Raw genomic sequence first — 17,940 nt, 5'->3', positions numbered from 1 at the left:
ATGTATTTAAGATTCATTAAGCGCATGAAAATGTTCATTAACGAATGGTTTAGTTGACTTTGTTATATTTTGTGTAAAAAAAATTAATTAATAAACCTTGCGGCTTCTTCATTAATCTCATGTAGGTTAACAGTTGCGCTTCATGAATTGGCAAAATGCTTTCAACACTTTTAACTTCTACAATAACGGTGTCGTTAACAAGCAAGTCTAGTCTTAATTCACTATTTATAATGCAATTTCTGTATTCAATTTGAAACGTTTTTTGAGTCTCTACTTGATACCCTTTGAAGCTCAACTCCTCCTTGAGGCACTTTTCATAAACACTTTCCAGTAAACCTGGGCCTAATACTTTGTGGACAGTAATTGCAAAGCCCACAATTGCATAACTTAGCTGAGTAACCTCTTTTTTTGTCATTTTTTGGCGTTTAAATGGAGTGAATGGAATGTATGAAAAAAGAAGTTAAGGTAATAAATATCTTATAAACTCCTTAACTTCTTAATTTTCTTAATGGTTCAAAATTTTATACCGTTACTAAACCATTGGGTTCCACGAGTATTTCTTTTCCAAAGACATACACGCGAATGGGTTCGTTCCCTTCTAATGCAAATTGGGTTTCGTTTTGACCAATGCTCACTTTCAAAATTTGATTTCTGAAATTGATTTTGAACGAATAGGCTTCCCATTGTGTTGGGATACGCGGTTCAAAGTGTAAGGCGTTGTCGCGAACACGCATACCGCCAAATCCTTCTACAATACTCATCCAAGTTCCAGCCATGGAAGTGATATGTAACCCTTCTTCCACTTCTTTGTTGTAATCATCTAAGTCCAAACGCGAAGTACGCAAGTAGAACGTATAGGCTTGTTCCATTCGACCTAAAACAGCGGCTTGAATGGAGTGAACGCAAGGAGAGAGCGAACTTTCATGAACCGTAAAGGGTTCGTAAAAGTCGAAATGTTTGGCCAATTCCTCTTTGGTAAAATGATCCTCAAAGAAATAAAAACCTTGAAGCGTATCGGCTTGTTTGATGTAAGGCGAACGCAAGATGCGGTCCCAAGACCATTTCTGGTTGATAGGGCGCTGACTCTTGTCGAGGTCGGCTACGGTAATGAGTTCTTTGTCTAAGAAACCATCTTGTTGCAAGTATACACCATGTTCTTCGGAATAGGGGAAGTACATGTTGTCGGCTACTTTTTGCATAGCAGCACGTTCCTCTTCACCCAATTGGACTTTGGCCATGATTCGGCTGTAGTCTGCAGGGTATTCCGCTTTTATGCGGTCGGTTTGTTCCAAGGCATAGTCGATACACCATTTGGCAATATAGTTGGTGTACCAGTTATTGTTGACGTTGTTTTCATATTCGTTCGGACCCGTAACTCCCAAAATCACGTATTGGTTGCGGTAAGTAGAGAAGGTCGAACGTTGGTGCCAGAAGCGGGCTATGCCTAAAAGCACTTCCAATCCTTTTTCAGGAATGTAACTGTAATCGCCAGTAAAGCGATAGTAGTTGAAAATGGCAAAGGCAATGGCGCCGTTACGGTGAATTTCTTCAAACGTAATTTCCCATTCGTTGTGGCATTCTTCCCCGTTCATGGTTACCATAGGGTAGAGGGCAGCTCCGTTTTTGAAACCCAATTTACCTGCATTTTCGATGGCACGGTCGAGTTGGTTATAACGGTAGGCTAATAAATTACGCGCCACTTGTTGGTCTTTGGTCGCCATATAAAAAGGAATACAGTACGCTTCGGTATCCCAATAGGTCGAACCTCCGTATTTTTCACCGGTAAATCCTTTAGGTCCGATATTCAAACGCGAATCTTTACCCAAATAGGTTTGATTCAATTGGAAAATGTTGAAGCGAATACCTTGTTGGGCTTTCACGTCACCCTCGATAGTGATATCACTCATTTCCCAAATGCGTGCCCAAGCTTCTTTTTGTTTGGTTTCGTAGGCTTCAAATCCAAGTGCCAATGCTTGATCAATTACTTGTTCAGCCGCTTGTTGGGTGTTTTCATGATTCATGGAAACGGTATACCCGCCAATTTTTTGGATGGCAGCGGTTTGACCTTGTGGACAAGAAATGGCATACGAAAAGGCCACATGATCTTCTGAATTTGAAGCTTGAGGAGTTATTGTTTGTGGTGAACCGCCTAACACAATTGTATTGTGCATGAAGGTTGTTGCTGTAAAATGCGTTTTGAATGTACGTGCAGTTACAAATCCGCGGTTGTCGGTATGTTGAGCCTGTAAGGGTTCCCAGAACTTTTCTTCCCAGTTAGCATCTTCATTGTGAACGCCCGCATCCAAATAAGGTTTGAAAACGATAGCGGCGTCTTTGTTCAAAGGCTTGATTTGGTAATTGATGAATCCGGCTTCATCCAAATCAAGGGAGAGAAAACGGCGTACATTGACTTCGATTTCCGTTCCGTTTTGGAGCACAGCTGAAAAAGAGCGTGTATAGATTCCTTCTTTCATGTTAAGTTCACGACGGAAATCGGAAACTTGGGTACATTTTGCTAAGTCAAGCTCTTCCCCATTAATTTCGATATTAATACCGATCCAATTGGGTGCATTTAACACTTTTGCAAAATATTCGGGATAACCGTTTTTCCACCAACCCACTTTGGTTTTATCGGGATAATAGACTCCGGCAATATAACTTCCCTGAAAAGTATTTCCAGAATACTGTTCTTCAAAATTGGCACGTTGCCCCATGGCACCGTTACCGATACTAAACAAACTTTCGGAAGATTTTACTCGTTCGGCATCAAATCCTTCTTCAATAATACACCAGTTGTCTGGTTGAATATAATCCTGATTCATTGTATTGGTTTTTATGTAAGGTTTGGGAAACCTTGCTAGGGTGTTTTAATTACTAATTCAAGAGCGAATCAATAAATGACGGCTCTATAAAGGTGAAATCGTTAAAGTTGAATTGGGCTTCATGCAAGATTTTAGCATCGCCAATGCCAATACTGGTCATGTGCGCAATGTTAGCAGCTTGAATTCCGGCCACACTGTCTTCAAAAACGATAGCGTTTTCGTTGGTTGCACCCAATAATTGCGCTGCTCGAACGAAAACTTCGGGATCGGGTTTGGCGTTAGACACGTCATTACCGTCGACAACGGCATCAAATAAGTGCATAATGTTCACTTTTTCCAAAATAGGTCGGGCATTTTTACTGGCCGAACCCAAGGCAATCCATTGTCCTTTTGCTTTGATGTATTCTAAAATTGGAAGTACACCGGGAAGGATTTCACTAGCATCCATATTTTCAATGTAAGCGAGGTAATCCTGGTTTTTTTGGTAGAGCCATTGCTCTTTTTCTGCATCGGTAGCGGTAACATTACCGAGGGCAAGAATAATTTCTAGCGAACGCACACGACTCACTCCTTTGAGTTCCTCGTTGTGTTCGGGGGTAAATTCGATTCCGAGTTCTTGTGCGAGTTTTTGCCACGCGAGAAAATGGTATTTCGCGGTATCGACAATCACGCCATCAAGGTCGAAAATGAAGGCTTTTTTTGACATAATTTTAATTTACGGTGTCGTCGACATCATTTACTTTGGAGACTAATAATGCGGCGATAATGAAACTTACCCCACTGGTAACAATGGCAAAAATGGCATGTTCACCATAAAGATACTTCACGATAGGTCCGCCAATTAATGCATTTACAATTTGTGGGATTACGATAAAGAAATTGAAAATCCCCATATACACGCCCATTTTTTTGGGTTGGATAGAACCGGCAAGAATGGCGTAAGGCATAGCTAGAATACTAGCCCAAGCTATACCAACTAGAATCATGGAAATAATAAGCATTTCTTTACTGTGGATAAAATACATAGAAATCAATCCGATACCACCTATGAAAAGCGAAACGGCATGGGTTTTTTTACGTCCATATTTTTTGGCAATGGCAGGTAAAGCAAAAGCAAAAAACATGGAAACAAGATTGTATACTCCGAAGATGATTCCGACCCAATTTCCAGCCTCTTGAAACAAAGGATTTTTGGTATCCGATGGGTCAAGACCATACACGTGTTCGGCAATGGCTGGCGTTGTAAAAACCCACATACCAAATAATCCAAACCAGGAGAAAAATTGCACCCAACTCAGTTGGCGCATGGTTTGAGGCATTTTTGCAAAATCGGTGAAAATATCTTTCAGAGAGGACTCTTGTTGTTCGCCAATCGCTTCTTGGTGTGCTTTTTCATCATCAAATTGTGCCAATTCTTCTGGTGAATATTCTTTCGTTGAAACAAGTGTGACCAAAATGGATCCTACTAAAATAACGGCACCGGTAATAAAGGAGATGATTAAACTTGTGGGAACACCACTTGAAGAGACGGAGTTAATTCCGAACCAATTCGTAAGCACCCAGGGTAACCAAGATCCAATTACAGCACCTAATCCAATAAGAGCCGTTTGAACGCTAAATCCTAAAGTACGTTGGTTGGTATGCAAACAATCTCCCACTAAGGCTCGGAAAGGTTCCATGGCAATGTTAAAGGATGCATCCATAATCATCAGCATTCCTGCACCTACCCAAAGAGCAGGTAAGAAAGCGATAAAAATATCTGCTTGCGGCATGAGTACTAATCCGATGGAGGCAAGAAGTGCGCCTGCTAAGAAGAAAGGTTTGCGTCGACCAAAACGTCCCCATGTTTTATCACTAAAATGACCAATTATGGGTTGGACAATAAGTCCCATCATAGGAGCAATTATCCAAAACCAGGAAAGTTCATGGACATCGGCACCAAAGGTTTGTAAAATTCGGCTGGCATTGGCATTTTGCAAGGCAAAACCCATCTGTATCCCCAAGAAACCGAAACTCATGTTCCAGATTTCCCAGAAACTTAACGTACGCTTTTCCATTATCGTATAACGTATTGATTACTATTACGATAAGCGGTTGAAGGCTTATCAAAACTTACTTTAATTTCGAAGTACAAGCCAAGCTTTGATGTTGTAAATATAGTAAAGTTTTGAAAATCGTAATTTTAAGCCTTCATTTTTTAAGAAAAATCGGTTACGAAAACGTTGTTTGTTGATAAAAAAGCAATTTTTAGTGGGTCGACTCGCGTTCGACTAATTCCGTTTCGATGACTTCCGTTTTGTAATGTTCTTCGATTTCCATTTCTTCATTTTCGAGGCGTTCGATGAGCATTTTTGCGGCTTTTTCACCCATTTTCACCCCGTTCTGACTCACAGTCGAGATGCTTGGTGTTGAATATTTTGAAATGATGCCGTCGGTGAAACCGATAATCGAAATATCAGTTGGTATTTTAAGTCCAAGTTTACCAGCAATTTTGATGGCAGTAACGGCAAAAATTTCGTTTACAGCAAAAATAGCTTCCGGTTTTTGATCCCGAAGTAAGGCTTCTATTTGGGCATCAAAGTTATCGGTGTCTTCAATTTTTAAGATTAAATTGGGATCGACTTTCAAATCGTGATCCATCATGGCTTTGGTGTAGCCATCGGTGCGTAATTTACCTACACTTACATAATCAACAGTAGTAATCAGCGCAATTTTTTTATAGCCTTTATTAATGAAAAAACGGGTGGCGTTGTAAGCGGCTAAGTTGTCGTCTATGATTACTTTGTCACATAAAATGTCATTCGTTACACGGTCAAACATTACTACAGGCATCCCTTGATTGATGACTTCGGTGATGTGGTGAAAGTCACGTTTTTGTTGGGTTTCTTTGGATAAAGACATAATGAAGCCGTCGATACTTCCGCCAGCCAACATTTCCATATTGATAACTTCTTTGTCGAAAGATTCGTCTGATAAACAAACCAAAACGTTGTATCCATTTTCGTTAGCCACATGTTCGACCCCACTAATCACCGTAGCAAAAAAGTGATGGATGATTTCAGGAATAATGATGCAAATCGTTTTGGTCTTTTTGTTTTTTAAACTCAGCGCAATATTGTTGGGTTTGTAGTTGTAAAGCTTGGCAAATGCTTGCACTTTTTGTCGGGTATCTTCACTGATTTCAGGGCTGTCTCGTAGCGATTTTGAAACGGTTGAAATGGATACATCTAATTCTTTTGCAATTTGCTTGAGCGTTACTTTTCTTTTCATGCGAAATTTTCGGTTATGTTTAATTGTCAATAAAGGTAGAGGTATTTTTTTAACCTATCAATTTTCTTCCTAATTTTATGGGGTATTGCAAAAGTTTTCAACACGAAAACGTTTTCGGATAGTATATAATAGGGTGTCATTTTTTTATCCTAAAAATTATCATAAATTTAACTCTTCGAAGTGCAAGTACAAGCAAAAAACAAATTATTAACCTAAACAAAATGTATGAAAACAATTTATAACAAGTTGTTATTTTTTCTACTCATGTTGCCTTTAACCGCATTGGCTCAAGCAACATTGGAAGGGAAGGTTGTAGATGCTAAATCTAAACAATCGCTTCCTGGAGTAAATGTGGTAGTTCAGGGCACTCAGTCCGGAGTTTCCACAGATTTAGATGGTAATTTTAAAATCGGCAAACTTAAAAAAGGAGACAAATTAGTCTTTTCGTTTGTAGGTTACAAAAACCAAACCATCACTTTTGACGGACAGAAATCAGTTACTGTCGCTATGGAAGAAGAAGCCAATACGCTTCAAGAAGTCGTGGTGCAAGTAGGTTACGGTTCTGTTAAGAAAAAAGATGCTACCGGTGCAGTAGAGGTGTTAACGACCAAAGAATTCAACAGAGGGTATAACTCTACCGTTGAAGGGTTGTTAAACGGTCGTGCTGCGGGTGTAACAGTTACTCAAGGCGGATCGCCAGGTGCGGGTGCAACTATTCGTATTCGTGGAGAATCTTCATTGTATGCTAGTAATGATCCATTAGTAGTTGTTGATGGTGTGCCTGTTGCTAATGGTATTAATTCTGTGAATCCAAATGATATTGAAACTATTTCGGTTTTGAAAGATGCGGCTTCTACGGCTATTTATGGTAACCGTGCTTCTGGAGGTGTGATTTTAATTACTACTAAAAAAGGAGCAAAAGGAGAGATCAAAGTTAACGCAAGTACTACTTTTACAGTAAATACGTTGGCTAAAAAAATCAACACCACTTCTGCAGATCAATTCCGTGCTTTTATGACGAATCCTGCAAATATTGCTCAATATAATATTGATCCAAACCGTGTTGCGCGTTTAGGGACTGCAAATACCAACTGGCAAGATGAGATTTTCTCAAATTCAGTTACCGTGGATAATTTTGTGAGTATGCGTGGAGCTTTATTCGGAAAATTACCTACCTCGTTCTCGTATGGTCACTCTTATATTCCAGGTATTTTAGAGACTTCTAAATATGACAGAACAACTATGGCATTGCGTTTGAATCCTTCTTTCTTTAAAGATCATTTAAAGATTGCTGTGAATGCTAATATGACAGTTACTAAAAACCGTTATGCAGATGAAGGTGCCATTCGTGACGCGATTAATTTTGATCCTACACAACCAGTTTACTCTGCAAATGGAGCAAATGGTGGCTATTTCGAATGGTATGATACTTCAAATCAGCCAATCTTCTTAGCAACAGACAATCCAGTAGCTAAATTATATCAAAGAAATAATGTAGGTAAATCCTACCGTTTCTTGTCAAATATTCAAGCTGATTATAAGTTTCATTTTTTACCTGAGTTAAAAGTTACTGCAATCGCTGCTGTTGACCGTTCATATGGTGAAGGAACCAATGAATTAAGTAATCAAAGTATCAATGGATTTTACAATTCAGGAAACAACTTAGGTAGATATTCCTATTCTTCTGGAGCTAATACGCAGAAGTTATTGGATGTATATTTAAACTATACCAAAACATTTGGTAAGTTCAATGTTGATGTAACTGCAGGTCACTCTTATCAAGAAACAAATAGTGATAGTTTCAATTCTGGAGAAACAAGAAATCCAAATAACATTATCAACTCTAATAATTATACTTTAAATCCTGCGGTTAAATTAGAGTCGTATTTTGGTAAAGCTTATTTTGGATATGATAACCGTTATTTAGTGAGTTTTAATGTTCGTCAAGATATTTCGAACAACTTTGCAAAAAGTAATCGTTCTGAAATTTTCCCTGGAGCATCTTTTGCATGGAATGTGTCTAACGAATCTTTCATGAAAGACAGCAAGTCGCTAACAAACTTGAAAGTACGTTTAGGTTGGGGTGTTGTTGGGCAACAAGCATTACCAACAAGTTTCTCCTATATTCCACAATACTTAACAGCATCAATTGGATCGTATTACCAATTTGGAAGCAATGTAGTTGTGCCAGTTTCACCATTGTTTTATTCAGATATTGTGAAATGGGAAACAGTGGAATCCTCTAACTTAGGTATCGATTTTGAATTGTATAAAAAAGTAAAAGGTTCATTAGACTTTTACCAAAAGAATTCAAAAGATTTATTAGCTGTTGGAGTTCCATTTCCTGATGGAGCTAATTTATCTAACACAGGACCAAGAAACTTTGGTAGTTTACGTGTAAGAGGTATTGAATTGAATTTAAATACCGATGTAGTTAAAACCGATAATTTCACATGGAATTTGAATTTTAACACCAATTATCAAAACCGTAAAATGACTTCAACTGCGGTTGATGGAACTGATTCTCCAGGTGTGGCTTGGGGTGGTATCGCAGGTGGTGTAGGTAATACCATTCAAATTCAATCTACAGGTTATGCACCAAGTTCTTTCTACGTATATGAACAAGTTTACGGAACTGATGGAAAGCCATTGGAAGGTGTTTATGTTGACCGCAATGGAGATGGAATCATCAATGCAAAAGACATGTACCGTTATAAAAAACCGTATGCTGATTTCATTTTTGGTTTAATGTCAAATATGACTTACAAAAACTGGGATTTCTCTATGGCATGGAGAGCAAGTATCGGTAACTATATGTATGATAATATTTCTTCTTCTTTGGGTTATTTGACCAATTCAACAAATCAAATTACTCCATTGAACAATATCAATCCAAGTTTCTTTGATACAGGATTCGTTAATGAAGGAAATAACCGTTATTTCTCAGACTACTATATCAAAGATGCTTCTTTCATCAAGTTGGATAATATCTCAGTAGGTTACAACTTTAAAGAGCCATTCGGAAAGTCAACTACAGCTAAATTATCTTTAGGTGTTCAAAATGCTTTAATTATCTCTAAATACAAAGGAATTGATCCTGAGATTTATGGAGGTATTGATAATACCATTTATCCAAGAGCGAGAATGTATGTTTTAGGATGTAATGTTAACTTCTAATTAAATTGTTATGAAATTAAAATTTATTAATCGATTTTTTCTGGTAGCAGTAGTAGGGCTTTTGTCTTTATCCTGTACCAAAGAAATGGACGAAATCAAGTTAGACGATGATATTTTTTCATCAGAAACTTTTTATCAAAATGAATCGGCTTACCGTCAGTTTTTGGCAAAGTTGTATTCAGGTTTGGCAGTATCGGGTCAATATGGTCCAAATGGAGGTCCGGACATCGCAGGTATCGATGGTGGTTTCGGTCAATATTTAAGAGCGTATTGGCAATTGAATGAAGTAACTACTGATGAGGCCATTATTGCATGGGCTGACGGGAACTTACCTTCATTAAACAACCATACATGGGCGGCAAATAATGAATTTATTTATGCCATGTTTTCTCGTGGGATGTACCAAGTGTCTTCATGTAATGAATTTTTACGTCAAACAACTGACGACAAATTGAACAGTCGTAATGTGTCAGCTGCTACACGTGCAGATATCGTAAAATATCGTGCAGAAGCGCGTTTCTTACGTGCGTTATCGTACTGGCATTTGATGGATATGTTTGGAAATATTCCATTCACAACAGAAAATGATCCTGTTGGCTATTTCTTACCAGCTCAAAAAGACCGTGCCTTCATGTTTAACTTCATTGAGTCTGAATTGAATGCAATTGATGCAGATTTAGCTGCATCAGGTGCCAATGAGTTTGGTCGTGTAGACAAAGTGGCTGCTAAAATGTTATTGGCTAAATTATACTTGAATGCTCAAGTGTATATTAACCAAAACAAATTTACTGAAGCATCAAACGCATTAGCGACTGTTTTAGGTTCTACGTATTCAATCAACGTAACATCTAACTATGCCAAATTATTCATGGCGGATAACGACATCAATGGTTCACAATCGGAATTCATTTTTGCAATTCGTTATGATGGTATCAATACACAAACGTATGGTGGAACTACCTTCATTACACATGCTGCAGTGGGAGGTTCAATGAATCCATCTAACTTCGGAATCAACGGAGGATGGTGGGGATTACGTACTCGTCCAGAATTTGTGGCTAAGTTTGGTACCGATCCACGTGGTATGTTCTATACAGCAGGCCAAGCACTTTCAATTGGAAATATTGGAACATTTACTGACGGGTATGCGGTTCAGAAATATAAAAACATCAAATCTACTGGAGGTCAAGGGTCAGATCCATCTGGAAACTTTGTAGATATCGATTTCCCTGTATTCCGTTTATCTGATGCTTATTTGATGTATGCGGAGTTAGCGGTTCGTGGATACGGAAGCATGACTCAAGCGGCAGACTATGTAAACACACTTCGTTTGCGTGCAGGTGCGAATGCAATTACATCTTCAGATTTAACATTGGATTTTGTTTTGGATGAAAGAGGTAGAGAATTGTATTGGGAAGGACACAGAAGACAAGACTTAATCCGTTTTGGTAAATTCTCAGGTTCTTCTTATGTATGGCAATGGAAAGGAAATGCGCAAGCTGGAGCAAGTATTGATGATAAATACAAAGTGTTCCCAATTCCTTCTCAAGCAATCGGTTCAAACCCAACATTACAACAAAACCCAGGTTACTAATCTTATATATTCCCACAGTTAAGGCTGTGGGAATTTAATCCAGAAATTATGAAAAAAATAGTATTAAGTTTATTCGTATTAGCAGGAGCCGTTACATCAATGGTGTCTTGTAGTGATGAGACTCTGGATCCGGTAGCTTCTGTAAAAAATAATATTGTTGTTACAGAGCCCAATGGAGGAAGTTTTACTCTAGGGGCTACAACTGCTGGTGATAATGTTTTCACTTTAAAATGGACTGGAGCAGACTTCGGTTATAATGCTGCGGTTACCTATAAATTACAAGTAATTAAAGCAAGTGGAAGTTTTACTACTCCACAAGAATTATCTTTAGGAAGTTATAATTCTAATGGTTCATCAAGCTATGAAAAAGCGGTAACACAACGTCAATTAAATGTGATGTTGTTGGGTTCAGGAGGATCAATTGGTTCTACAGAATCATACAAGCTTCGTGTTGTAGGTGTACCTTCAACGCAATTGGCTACTTCTACCAATGGCGTAATGTCAGTTTCAAACGAAGTTTCATTTAGTGGAAATCCTTACGATACCTTTGATGAATTTAGTCGAATCTATGTGCCTGGTGGATACCAATCTGCAAGTGGATATGGAAATGACTGGTCACCAGATAATGCTAATGTAGCTCGTTTATATTCGGCAGGTAATGACGGTAAATACGAAGGTTTTGTATGGATGAACGTGAGTAATCCAGCTTTCAAATTTACTCCAGGTCCAGCTTGGAACGGAGATAAAGGGGATGTTAGTAACCCTAACACTTTTACAACATTAGCTTCACCAGGAAATGATATTAAGCCAAATGATGGTGCAGGAACTTACTTTTTTACAGTAGATTGGGCAGCGAACACTTACACTGTAGCAAAACGTCAAGTAGCAATTATTGGTGCCGCTACTCCAAATGGATGGGGTACACCAACATACATGACATTTGACACCAATCCAAGTTCACCTTACTACCAAATGTATACTATTGATATTGCATTAGCAGCTGACGAATTTTTGATTCGTTTGAAAGATGACTGGTCAGTGAAAATGGGAACATTATCAGGTAGTACTGAAAATACCACTGTAGGTGGTCAATACAAAATCAAGTTAAACGGTGGTAACATGAAAGTGCCCACTGCTGGAAACTACAAAGTGGTTTTAGATATCCGTAACTCAGCGAATTACAATATTCGTTTGATGCCTAACTAATTCCTAAAAATACCGAAACCTCTTGGATGTTTTACGTCCAGGAGGTTTTTTTTACTAAGAAATAAATGCTATGAGAAAAATAATACAATTCGTCTTCCTTTGCTTTTCTACGGTGCTTTTTGCACAACAACAAACAGTGACTTATTCTATAAATCCGGCTGTTTTTGAAGAAACGCAATCCATTACAATTACCATTAATGGTAGTAGTATTAATGAGACAACTTGGGGTGTAACCAATAATGCACTCTATCTTTGGGCTTGGTCCTTTGATATTAATGACACCAATATTCTTGATTGTCCAACTAACGGTACTTGGGATAATTCCTCTGAGACCAATCGTCTTACCTATAATTCAGGTAATGATACCTATACAATGACAATTACTCCTACCACTTTTTACAACCGAACCAATATTGGTAGAATTGGATTTTTGGTGAAAGCTAAAAATGGTAATGGTGATAAAAAATCACAAGACATTTTATCTGAAGTAGGCGCTTTTCAAATGAGCTTACTATCGCCAACAGAGAACAGTTTGACCATCATCAATTCCGGTACCAATGTAAGTATCGTTGCCCAAAATACAGGAGGTAATGCAACTTATGCTGTAACCGCAAATGGTACACCGATTACGTGTTCAACTGCTGCGACTTCATTTTTTACTTGTGGTGATACTAATGTCACATCAACAAAAGTATACCAAGTTTCTGCAACCATTGGTACAACTACCATTTCAAAACGATTTACCGTTATAGTAAATCCAGGTACCATTTCATCGGCTTTGCCCTCAGGAATGGAAGATGGTATAAATTATAATGCAAGTGATGCTACTACTGCAACTCTTGTTCTAAATGCACCTTTCAAAGATTTTGTATATGTAGCAGGTAGCTTTAACAATTGGCAACCTACTACAGCTTATGCAATGCGTAAAGATCCTACAACGGGTAAATTTTGGTTGACATTAACGGGTTTAACTCCTGGTCAAGTTTATACGTATCAATATTGGGTATGTGATGTGACTAGCCGTCCTGCAAACTCCCCCGCAGTTGTTAAAACAGCCGATCCTTTTTCAACTTTGGTATTATCACCGTTTGATGATCCAGAAATTCAATCTTTAGGAGTGTTCCCAAACCTTCCACAATACCCAACAGGGCAAGAGCGTGAAGTTACAGTTCTACAAACAGGTGCCAATACTTTATTCAGCTATAACTGGAGTAGCGCTTCAGCGAATTTTCAAAAACCACAAAAGAAAGATTTGAATATTTATGAAGTATTAATTCGGGATTTTGATGCAAACCGAACGTATCAGGATTTAATTAATCGTATTGATTATTTTAAAAATTTAAAAGTAAATGCCATTCAGTTAATGCCTGTTATGGAATTTGAAGGCAATATGAGTTGGGGCTACAATACCGCTTACCACATGGCCTTGGACAAGCGTTATGGTCCGCCGACAAAACTGAAAGAATTCATAGACCTTTGCCACCAAAATGGAATAGCTGTCATCTTAGACTTAGCATTAAATCATGTTTTTGGACGTTCACCACTTGTGCGTATGTGGATGCAAGATGCCGATAACGATGGTTGGGCTGATGCCGTGGCTACAACCACTGAAAACCCTTATGTTAATCAATATGCAACACATTCATACAGTGTTGGAAGTGATTTGAATCATTTCCGTGAGCCTGATAATCTTACCAATACTTATGCTGTTCGTACTATTCGTCATTGGATTCAAGAGTATAAAATTGATGGTTTCCGTTGGGATTTAACCAAAGGTTTTACCAATCAATGTACTTCTGGTGATGATACATGTACCAACGGATACCGTTCTGATCGTGTAGCTAAATTAAAATGGTATGCCGATAAACAATGGGAGATTGATCCAAATTTCTTGGTAATTTTTGAACACTTAGGAACAGGTGGTTCGTACACTGAAGAAGTGGAGTGGGCCAATTATAACCGTAATGGTAATACGGGTGGAATTATGCAATGGCGTAAAATGACTGATTCATATGCCGAACTCTTAAAAGGAAATTTCTCAGACATCACCGGTGTGGCAGAATCGACTAACCGTTTTATTGGTTATGCCGAAAGTCATGACGAAGAACGCGTAGGGTATAAAGCTTTAAATGAAGCCGGACAAACACAAGGTAACTTGGCAAAAGTGCATACCCGCATGGCCGCAATGGGATCGGTATTGTTTTTAGTACCTGGTCCAAAAATGATTTGGCATTTTGGTGAATTAGGGATGACCAATTCCTTGTGGACGTGTAATGCGGGTAATGTTTCATACTCAAATCCCGATTGTAAATTGGATACCAAACCTCAACCCCAATGGACAAATAACTGGATGGGAGATGCCAATCGTTTGAACGTTTATAATACGTGGTCTCGTTTGATGGATTTAAAAACAAGTCAGAATGTTTTTGAGAACGGGACTTACAGCTGGAATATTAGTAATACAGGTAAACCTCGTTTGGATGTGTGGACCAGTACATCTTCTACATCCAATTTAAGTTATGTGATTGTGTTAACGAATTTCTCCGATGCGACCTACAATGCCGTTGGCGGATTCCCTTACACAGGTACTTGGGCAAATTTAATGGATAACTCAACTTTTAATGTGACCAATGTAAACATGGCCATTAGTATTGAACCCGGAGGATTCCGCGTATTTGGTAACCAACCTGCATTGAGTAATTCTAATTTTGATATGATGCAGTTTATCGAACTCGCACCAAATCCTGCTACAACTTCTTTCATGGTCAATGCAGAAGTTAAAAATGTAACATTGTATACCTTGACTGGCCAGTTGGTGAAGTCTTTTGAAAACCTTTCAATTAACCAAAACTATTCCATTGAAGAATTGTCAAAAGGCATGTATATCGCCAAAATTGAAGCGGCTAACGGTCTTTCAAAAAGCGTAAAATTGATCAAAGAATAATTATTTTAGTTAAGTTACTACCTAAAGGTTCCTGTTTTTTCAGGAACCTTTTTTTATTCGTAAGACTTGTCTTAGCTTTGTAGCTGTATTTCAGGTAATCATGAAACGAACCCTAATTAAGTTTTTAAAGATTACTGGAATTTTTGTTTTGGGAATGCTGCTATTTATGGTTTTATTTCCCATTCTATTTCCAGGTAAAATCGAACAAGAAGTCAAAGCTTTTGCAAACCGCAAATTGAATGGCGAACTCAATTTTAAAGAAGCAAATCTATCTTTCTTTGAACATTTCCCCTATTTAACGCTTACCCTTACCGAGTTTGATCTTAAAGGTTCGGCTCCATTTCGTAAAGAAACACTGGTTGGAGCCGACGAAATTGCGTTTGGGATTAATTTAAAAGCTTTGGTTTTTGATGGGGCTGTTTCCATTGATAAAATATTTCTCGATCATGCCTACATCAATGTCAAAGTCGATAAAAACGGAAATGCCAATTATAACGTCTATGTTTCGGATACCAAAGAGGCGCAAAATCCAGAGGAATCTTCAGATACGAGTTTACGATTGGACCGAATTGCCATTGAAAACACCCATTTAAAGTTTGATGACAAATCAACTGGGATTTTTATTGATGCCAAAGGATTCAATTATTTAGGGAAAGGCGACTTGGATCAAGCCATTTTCGATTTGGATACCGAAGCTGAAATTGAGGATTTTAATTTTGCTTTTGGAAAAGAAGTATACCTGAAAAATAAGAAAGTCAATGCCGATCTTATAACCAAAATCAACACGAATTCACTTTCATTTATATTTGAAGAAAATAATTTAAAAATCAACCAACTGCCCATCGATTTCGTGGGTAAATTGGATTTTCTAAGCAATGGCTACGATCTGGATTTTAAAGTCGAATCCGTGAATAGTCAATTGAAAGATTTCTTTACCGCACTTCCGCCTGCGTATGTGAATTGGCTTGATAAAACCCAAGTCGATGGACAAACGGATTTAATTTTGACATTAAAAGGCAAATACATCGCGTCTACACAAACCAATCCCGATTTGGGGTTCATCATGCGGATTCGTGATGGTGCAATCAATCATAAAGAAGCGCCTTTGACCGCTAGCAATATCTTTTTCAATTTTGAAACGAAACTTCCCGAACTCAATCCGGAGAAGTTACAAGTCAATATTGATTCCTTGTTTTTTAATGTAGGGAAAGATTATGCGAAAGCCATCGTGAAAACAGAAGGTTTAACCATGCCAAAAGTTCATGCTGTTATAAAATCTTCTTTGGATTTAGGAACAATGAATCGCGCCTTGGGAATCGCCTCACTTGATGTGAAAGGAAAATTGAAAATGGATATCAAAGCGGACGGAACCTATTTTCCAAAATCCAATAAAATTCCAGCGACACAAGCCAAAATTCAATGGTTGAAAGGGTATTTAAAAACAGATTTTTATCCTAATCCCATTCAAAATATTGTAGTGGATACCGAAATAAAAACGACAACAGGACAACTCAAGGATTTAAAAATAAATATTCAACCGGCTTCTTTTGTGTTTGAAAACAAACCGTTTGTTGTGAAAGCTAAATTGCAGAATTTAGAAAATATCGCTTACAACATTCAAGCGAAAGGCGATTTGGATGTCGGTCGTATTTATAAGGTTTTTTCCCAAAAAGGACTCGATGTAAATGGATTGGTAAAAGCCAACGTGCATTTCAAAGGAACACAGTCGGATGCCATGAATGGTAAGTATGCCCGTTTGCAAAATTCGGGAACATTGTATTTGAAACAGATTAAAACTACAACCGATTACTTGCCGAAACCTTTTGTAATCGAAGAAGGAACTTTTAGTTTCAATCAAGACCGCATGTCGTTTGCTGATTTTAAAGCAAGTTACGGACAATCCGACATCCAGATGCGAGGTGAATTGCGCAATGTAATTGACTTTGTGCTGAGTTCTACCGCTGTATTAAAAGGAAATTTTGATTTAAAATCTCAATACTTCAACGCAGATGAGTTTTTATCTGAAACGGTAACCACCGATTCGAAGACAAAAGAAACGGTTGTGGTTGAAAAAGGAGTGGTGGTATTGCCTAAAAATTTTGATTTGCAATTTGGGGCCCATATCGATCAATTAAATTTTCAAGATGTAAAAGTCAGTCAACTCAAAGGAAAGCTTGGTGTGCAACGCGGTCAATTGCATCTCACAAATGCACAAGCTGAAATAGTGGGTTGTCAAGTGAAAATGGATGCTAATTATGCCAACGAAACGGCAAATCGGGCTGCTTTTGATCTGAAACTTAAGGCATCCAATTTTGATGTAAAACGGGCCTATACCGAAATAAAACTGTTTCGTGAGATGGTTACGGCAGCGGAAAGCGCTGAAGGTTTAATCAGTTTGGATTATCAATTGTCTGGGAAGCTAAACGATCAAATGATGCCCATTTTTCCTTCGTTAAAAGGAGGCGGTGTTTTGACGGTGAATAAGGTCAAAATGAAAGGGTTTAAATTGATGAATGCGGTAAGTCGTAAGACAGGTAAAGAGAAAATCAAAAACCCTGATCTATCTGAAGTGGCTATTAAAACTTCGATCAAGAATAACATCATCACTATTGAGCGCTTTAAATTCAAAGTGGCTGGTTTCCGTCCACGCATTGAAGGAACAACTAGTTTTGACGGGCGTTTGAATCTCAAAATGCGTTTGGGATTGCCACCGTTAGGTATCATCGGAATTCCGCTTAAAATTACGGGAACGCAAGACAATCCAAAAGTTAGGCTCGGTAAACAAACCGAAGATCTTCAAGAAACCGAATACCAAGAGGGCATGGAAATTACACCCAATCCGTTGCCCGTGCCGATGAAATGAGTTAAAGTAAGTTTTGGTATTCACTATCACACAACTTTGTAAACAATTGTGATATATCTATTAT

Annotated in this window: 10 protein-coding genes; 5 read left to right on the top strand and 5 right to left on the bottom strand. The window is 38.2% G+C overall.

Annotated features, from left to right (window positions below; all coding sequences use genetic code 11):
- Positions 1 to 49: 49 nt before the first annotated feature.
- The 5 genes from OLM45_RS01105 to OLM45_RS01085 all read right to left on the bottom strand — a co-directional run bounded on the left by OLM45_RS01105 (position 50) and on the right by OLM45_RS01085 (position 6,092).
- On the bottom strand, positions 50 to 415 hold the full coding sequence (locus OLM45_RS01105; protein WP_264511248.1) for a GxxExxY protein: 366 nt from the start codon (positions 413 to 415) through the stop codon (positions 50 to 52).
- 106 nt (positions 416 to 521) lie between these two features.
- Positions 522 to 2,822 (bottom strand): glycoside hydrolase family 65 protein, encoded by a 2,301-nt coding sequence (locus OLM45_RS01100; protein ID WP_264511246.1) that lies wholly within the window; start codon positions 2,820 to 2,822, stop codon positions 522 to 524.
- A gap of 52 nt (positions 2,823 to 2,874) precedes the next feature.
- A complete protein-coding gene (gene pgmB / locus OLM45_RS01095) occupies positions 2,875 to 3,528 on the bottom strand; it encodes a beta-phosphoglucomutase (RefSeq protein WP_264511244.1) in 654 nt (217 codons plus the stop codon).
- A 4-nt stretch (positions 3,529 to 3,532) separates the two neighbouring features.
- Complete coding sequence (locus OLM45_RS01090) at positions 3,533 to 4,879, bottom strand: MFS transporter (protein ID WP_264511242.1); 1,347 nt, start codon at positions 4,877 to 4,879, stop codon at positions 3,533 to 3,535.
- Between the two features lie 190 nt (positions 4,880 to 5,069).
- Positions 5,070 to 6,092, bottom strand: coding sequence for a LacI family DNA-binding transcriptional regulator (locus OLM45_RS01085; protein WP_264511240.1), 1,023 nt, complete (start codon positions 6,090 to 6,092; stop codon positions 5,070 to 5,072).
- A 225-nt stretch (positions 6,093 to 6,317) separates the two neighbouring features.
- On the opposite strand from OLM45_RS01085, the gene OLM45_RS01080 reads away from it, so the two are divergent.
- From OLM45_RS01080 to OLM45_RS01060, 5 genes are all read left to right on the top strand, one after another.
- A complete protein-coding gene (locus OLM45_RS01080; RefSeq protein ID WP_264511238.1) occupies positions 6,318 to 9,269 on the top strand; it encodes a SusC/RagA family TonB-linked outer membrane protein in 2,952 nt (983 codons plus the stop codon).
- A gap of 10 nt (positions 9,270 to 9,279) precedes the next feature.
- The gene (locus tag OLM45_RS01075) at positions 9,280 to 10,863 is read left to right on the top strand and encodes a RagB/SusD family nutrient uptake outer membrane protein (protein ID WP_264511236.1); all 1,584 of its coding nucleotides are present in this window, start codon (positions 9,280 to 9,282) and stop codon (positions 10,861 to 10,863) included.
- A gap of 48 nt (positions 10,864 to 10,911) precedes the next feature.
- On the top strand, positions 10,912 to 12,069 hold the full coding sequence (locus tag OLM45_RS01070) for a SusE domain-containing protein (protein WP_264511234.1): 1,158 nt from the start codon (positions 10,912 to 10,914) through the stop codon (positions 12,067 to 12,069).
- A 70-nt stretch (positions 12,070 to 12,139) separates the two neighbouring features.
- Complete coding sequence (locus OLM45_RS01065; RefSeq protein WP_264511232.1) at positions 12,140 to 15,013, top strand: alpha-amylase family glycosyl hydrolase; 2,874 nt, start codon at positions 12,140 to 12,142, stop codon at positions 15,011 to 15,013.
- A gap of 100 nt (positions 15,014 to 15,113) precedes the next feature.
- On the top strand, positions 15,114 to 17,876 hold the full coding sequence (locus OLM45_RS01060) for an AsmA family protein (protein ID WP_264511230.1): 2,763 nt from the start codon (positions 15,114 to 15,116) through the stop codon (positions 17,874 to 17,876).
- The last annotated feature ends 64 nt before the right edge of the window (positions 17,877 to 17,940 follow it).

It is taken from the genome of Flavobacterium sp. N1719, assembly GCF_025947045.1.
Lineage (GTDB): Bacteria > Bacteroidota > Bacteroidia > Flavobacteriales > Flavobacteriaceae > Flavobacterium > Flavobacterium stagni.
The sequence above is the reverse complement of the archived record's forward strand: the minus strand, read 5'-3'. Positions and strand labels throughout refer to the sequence as shown.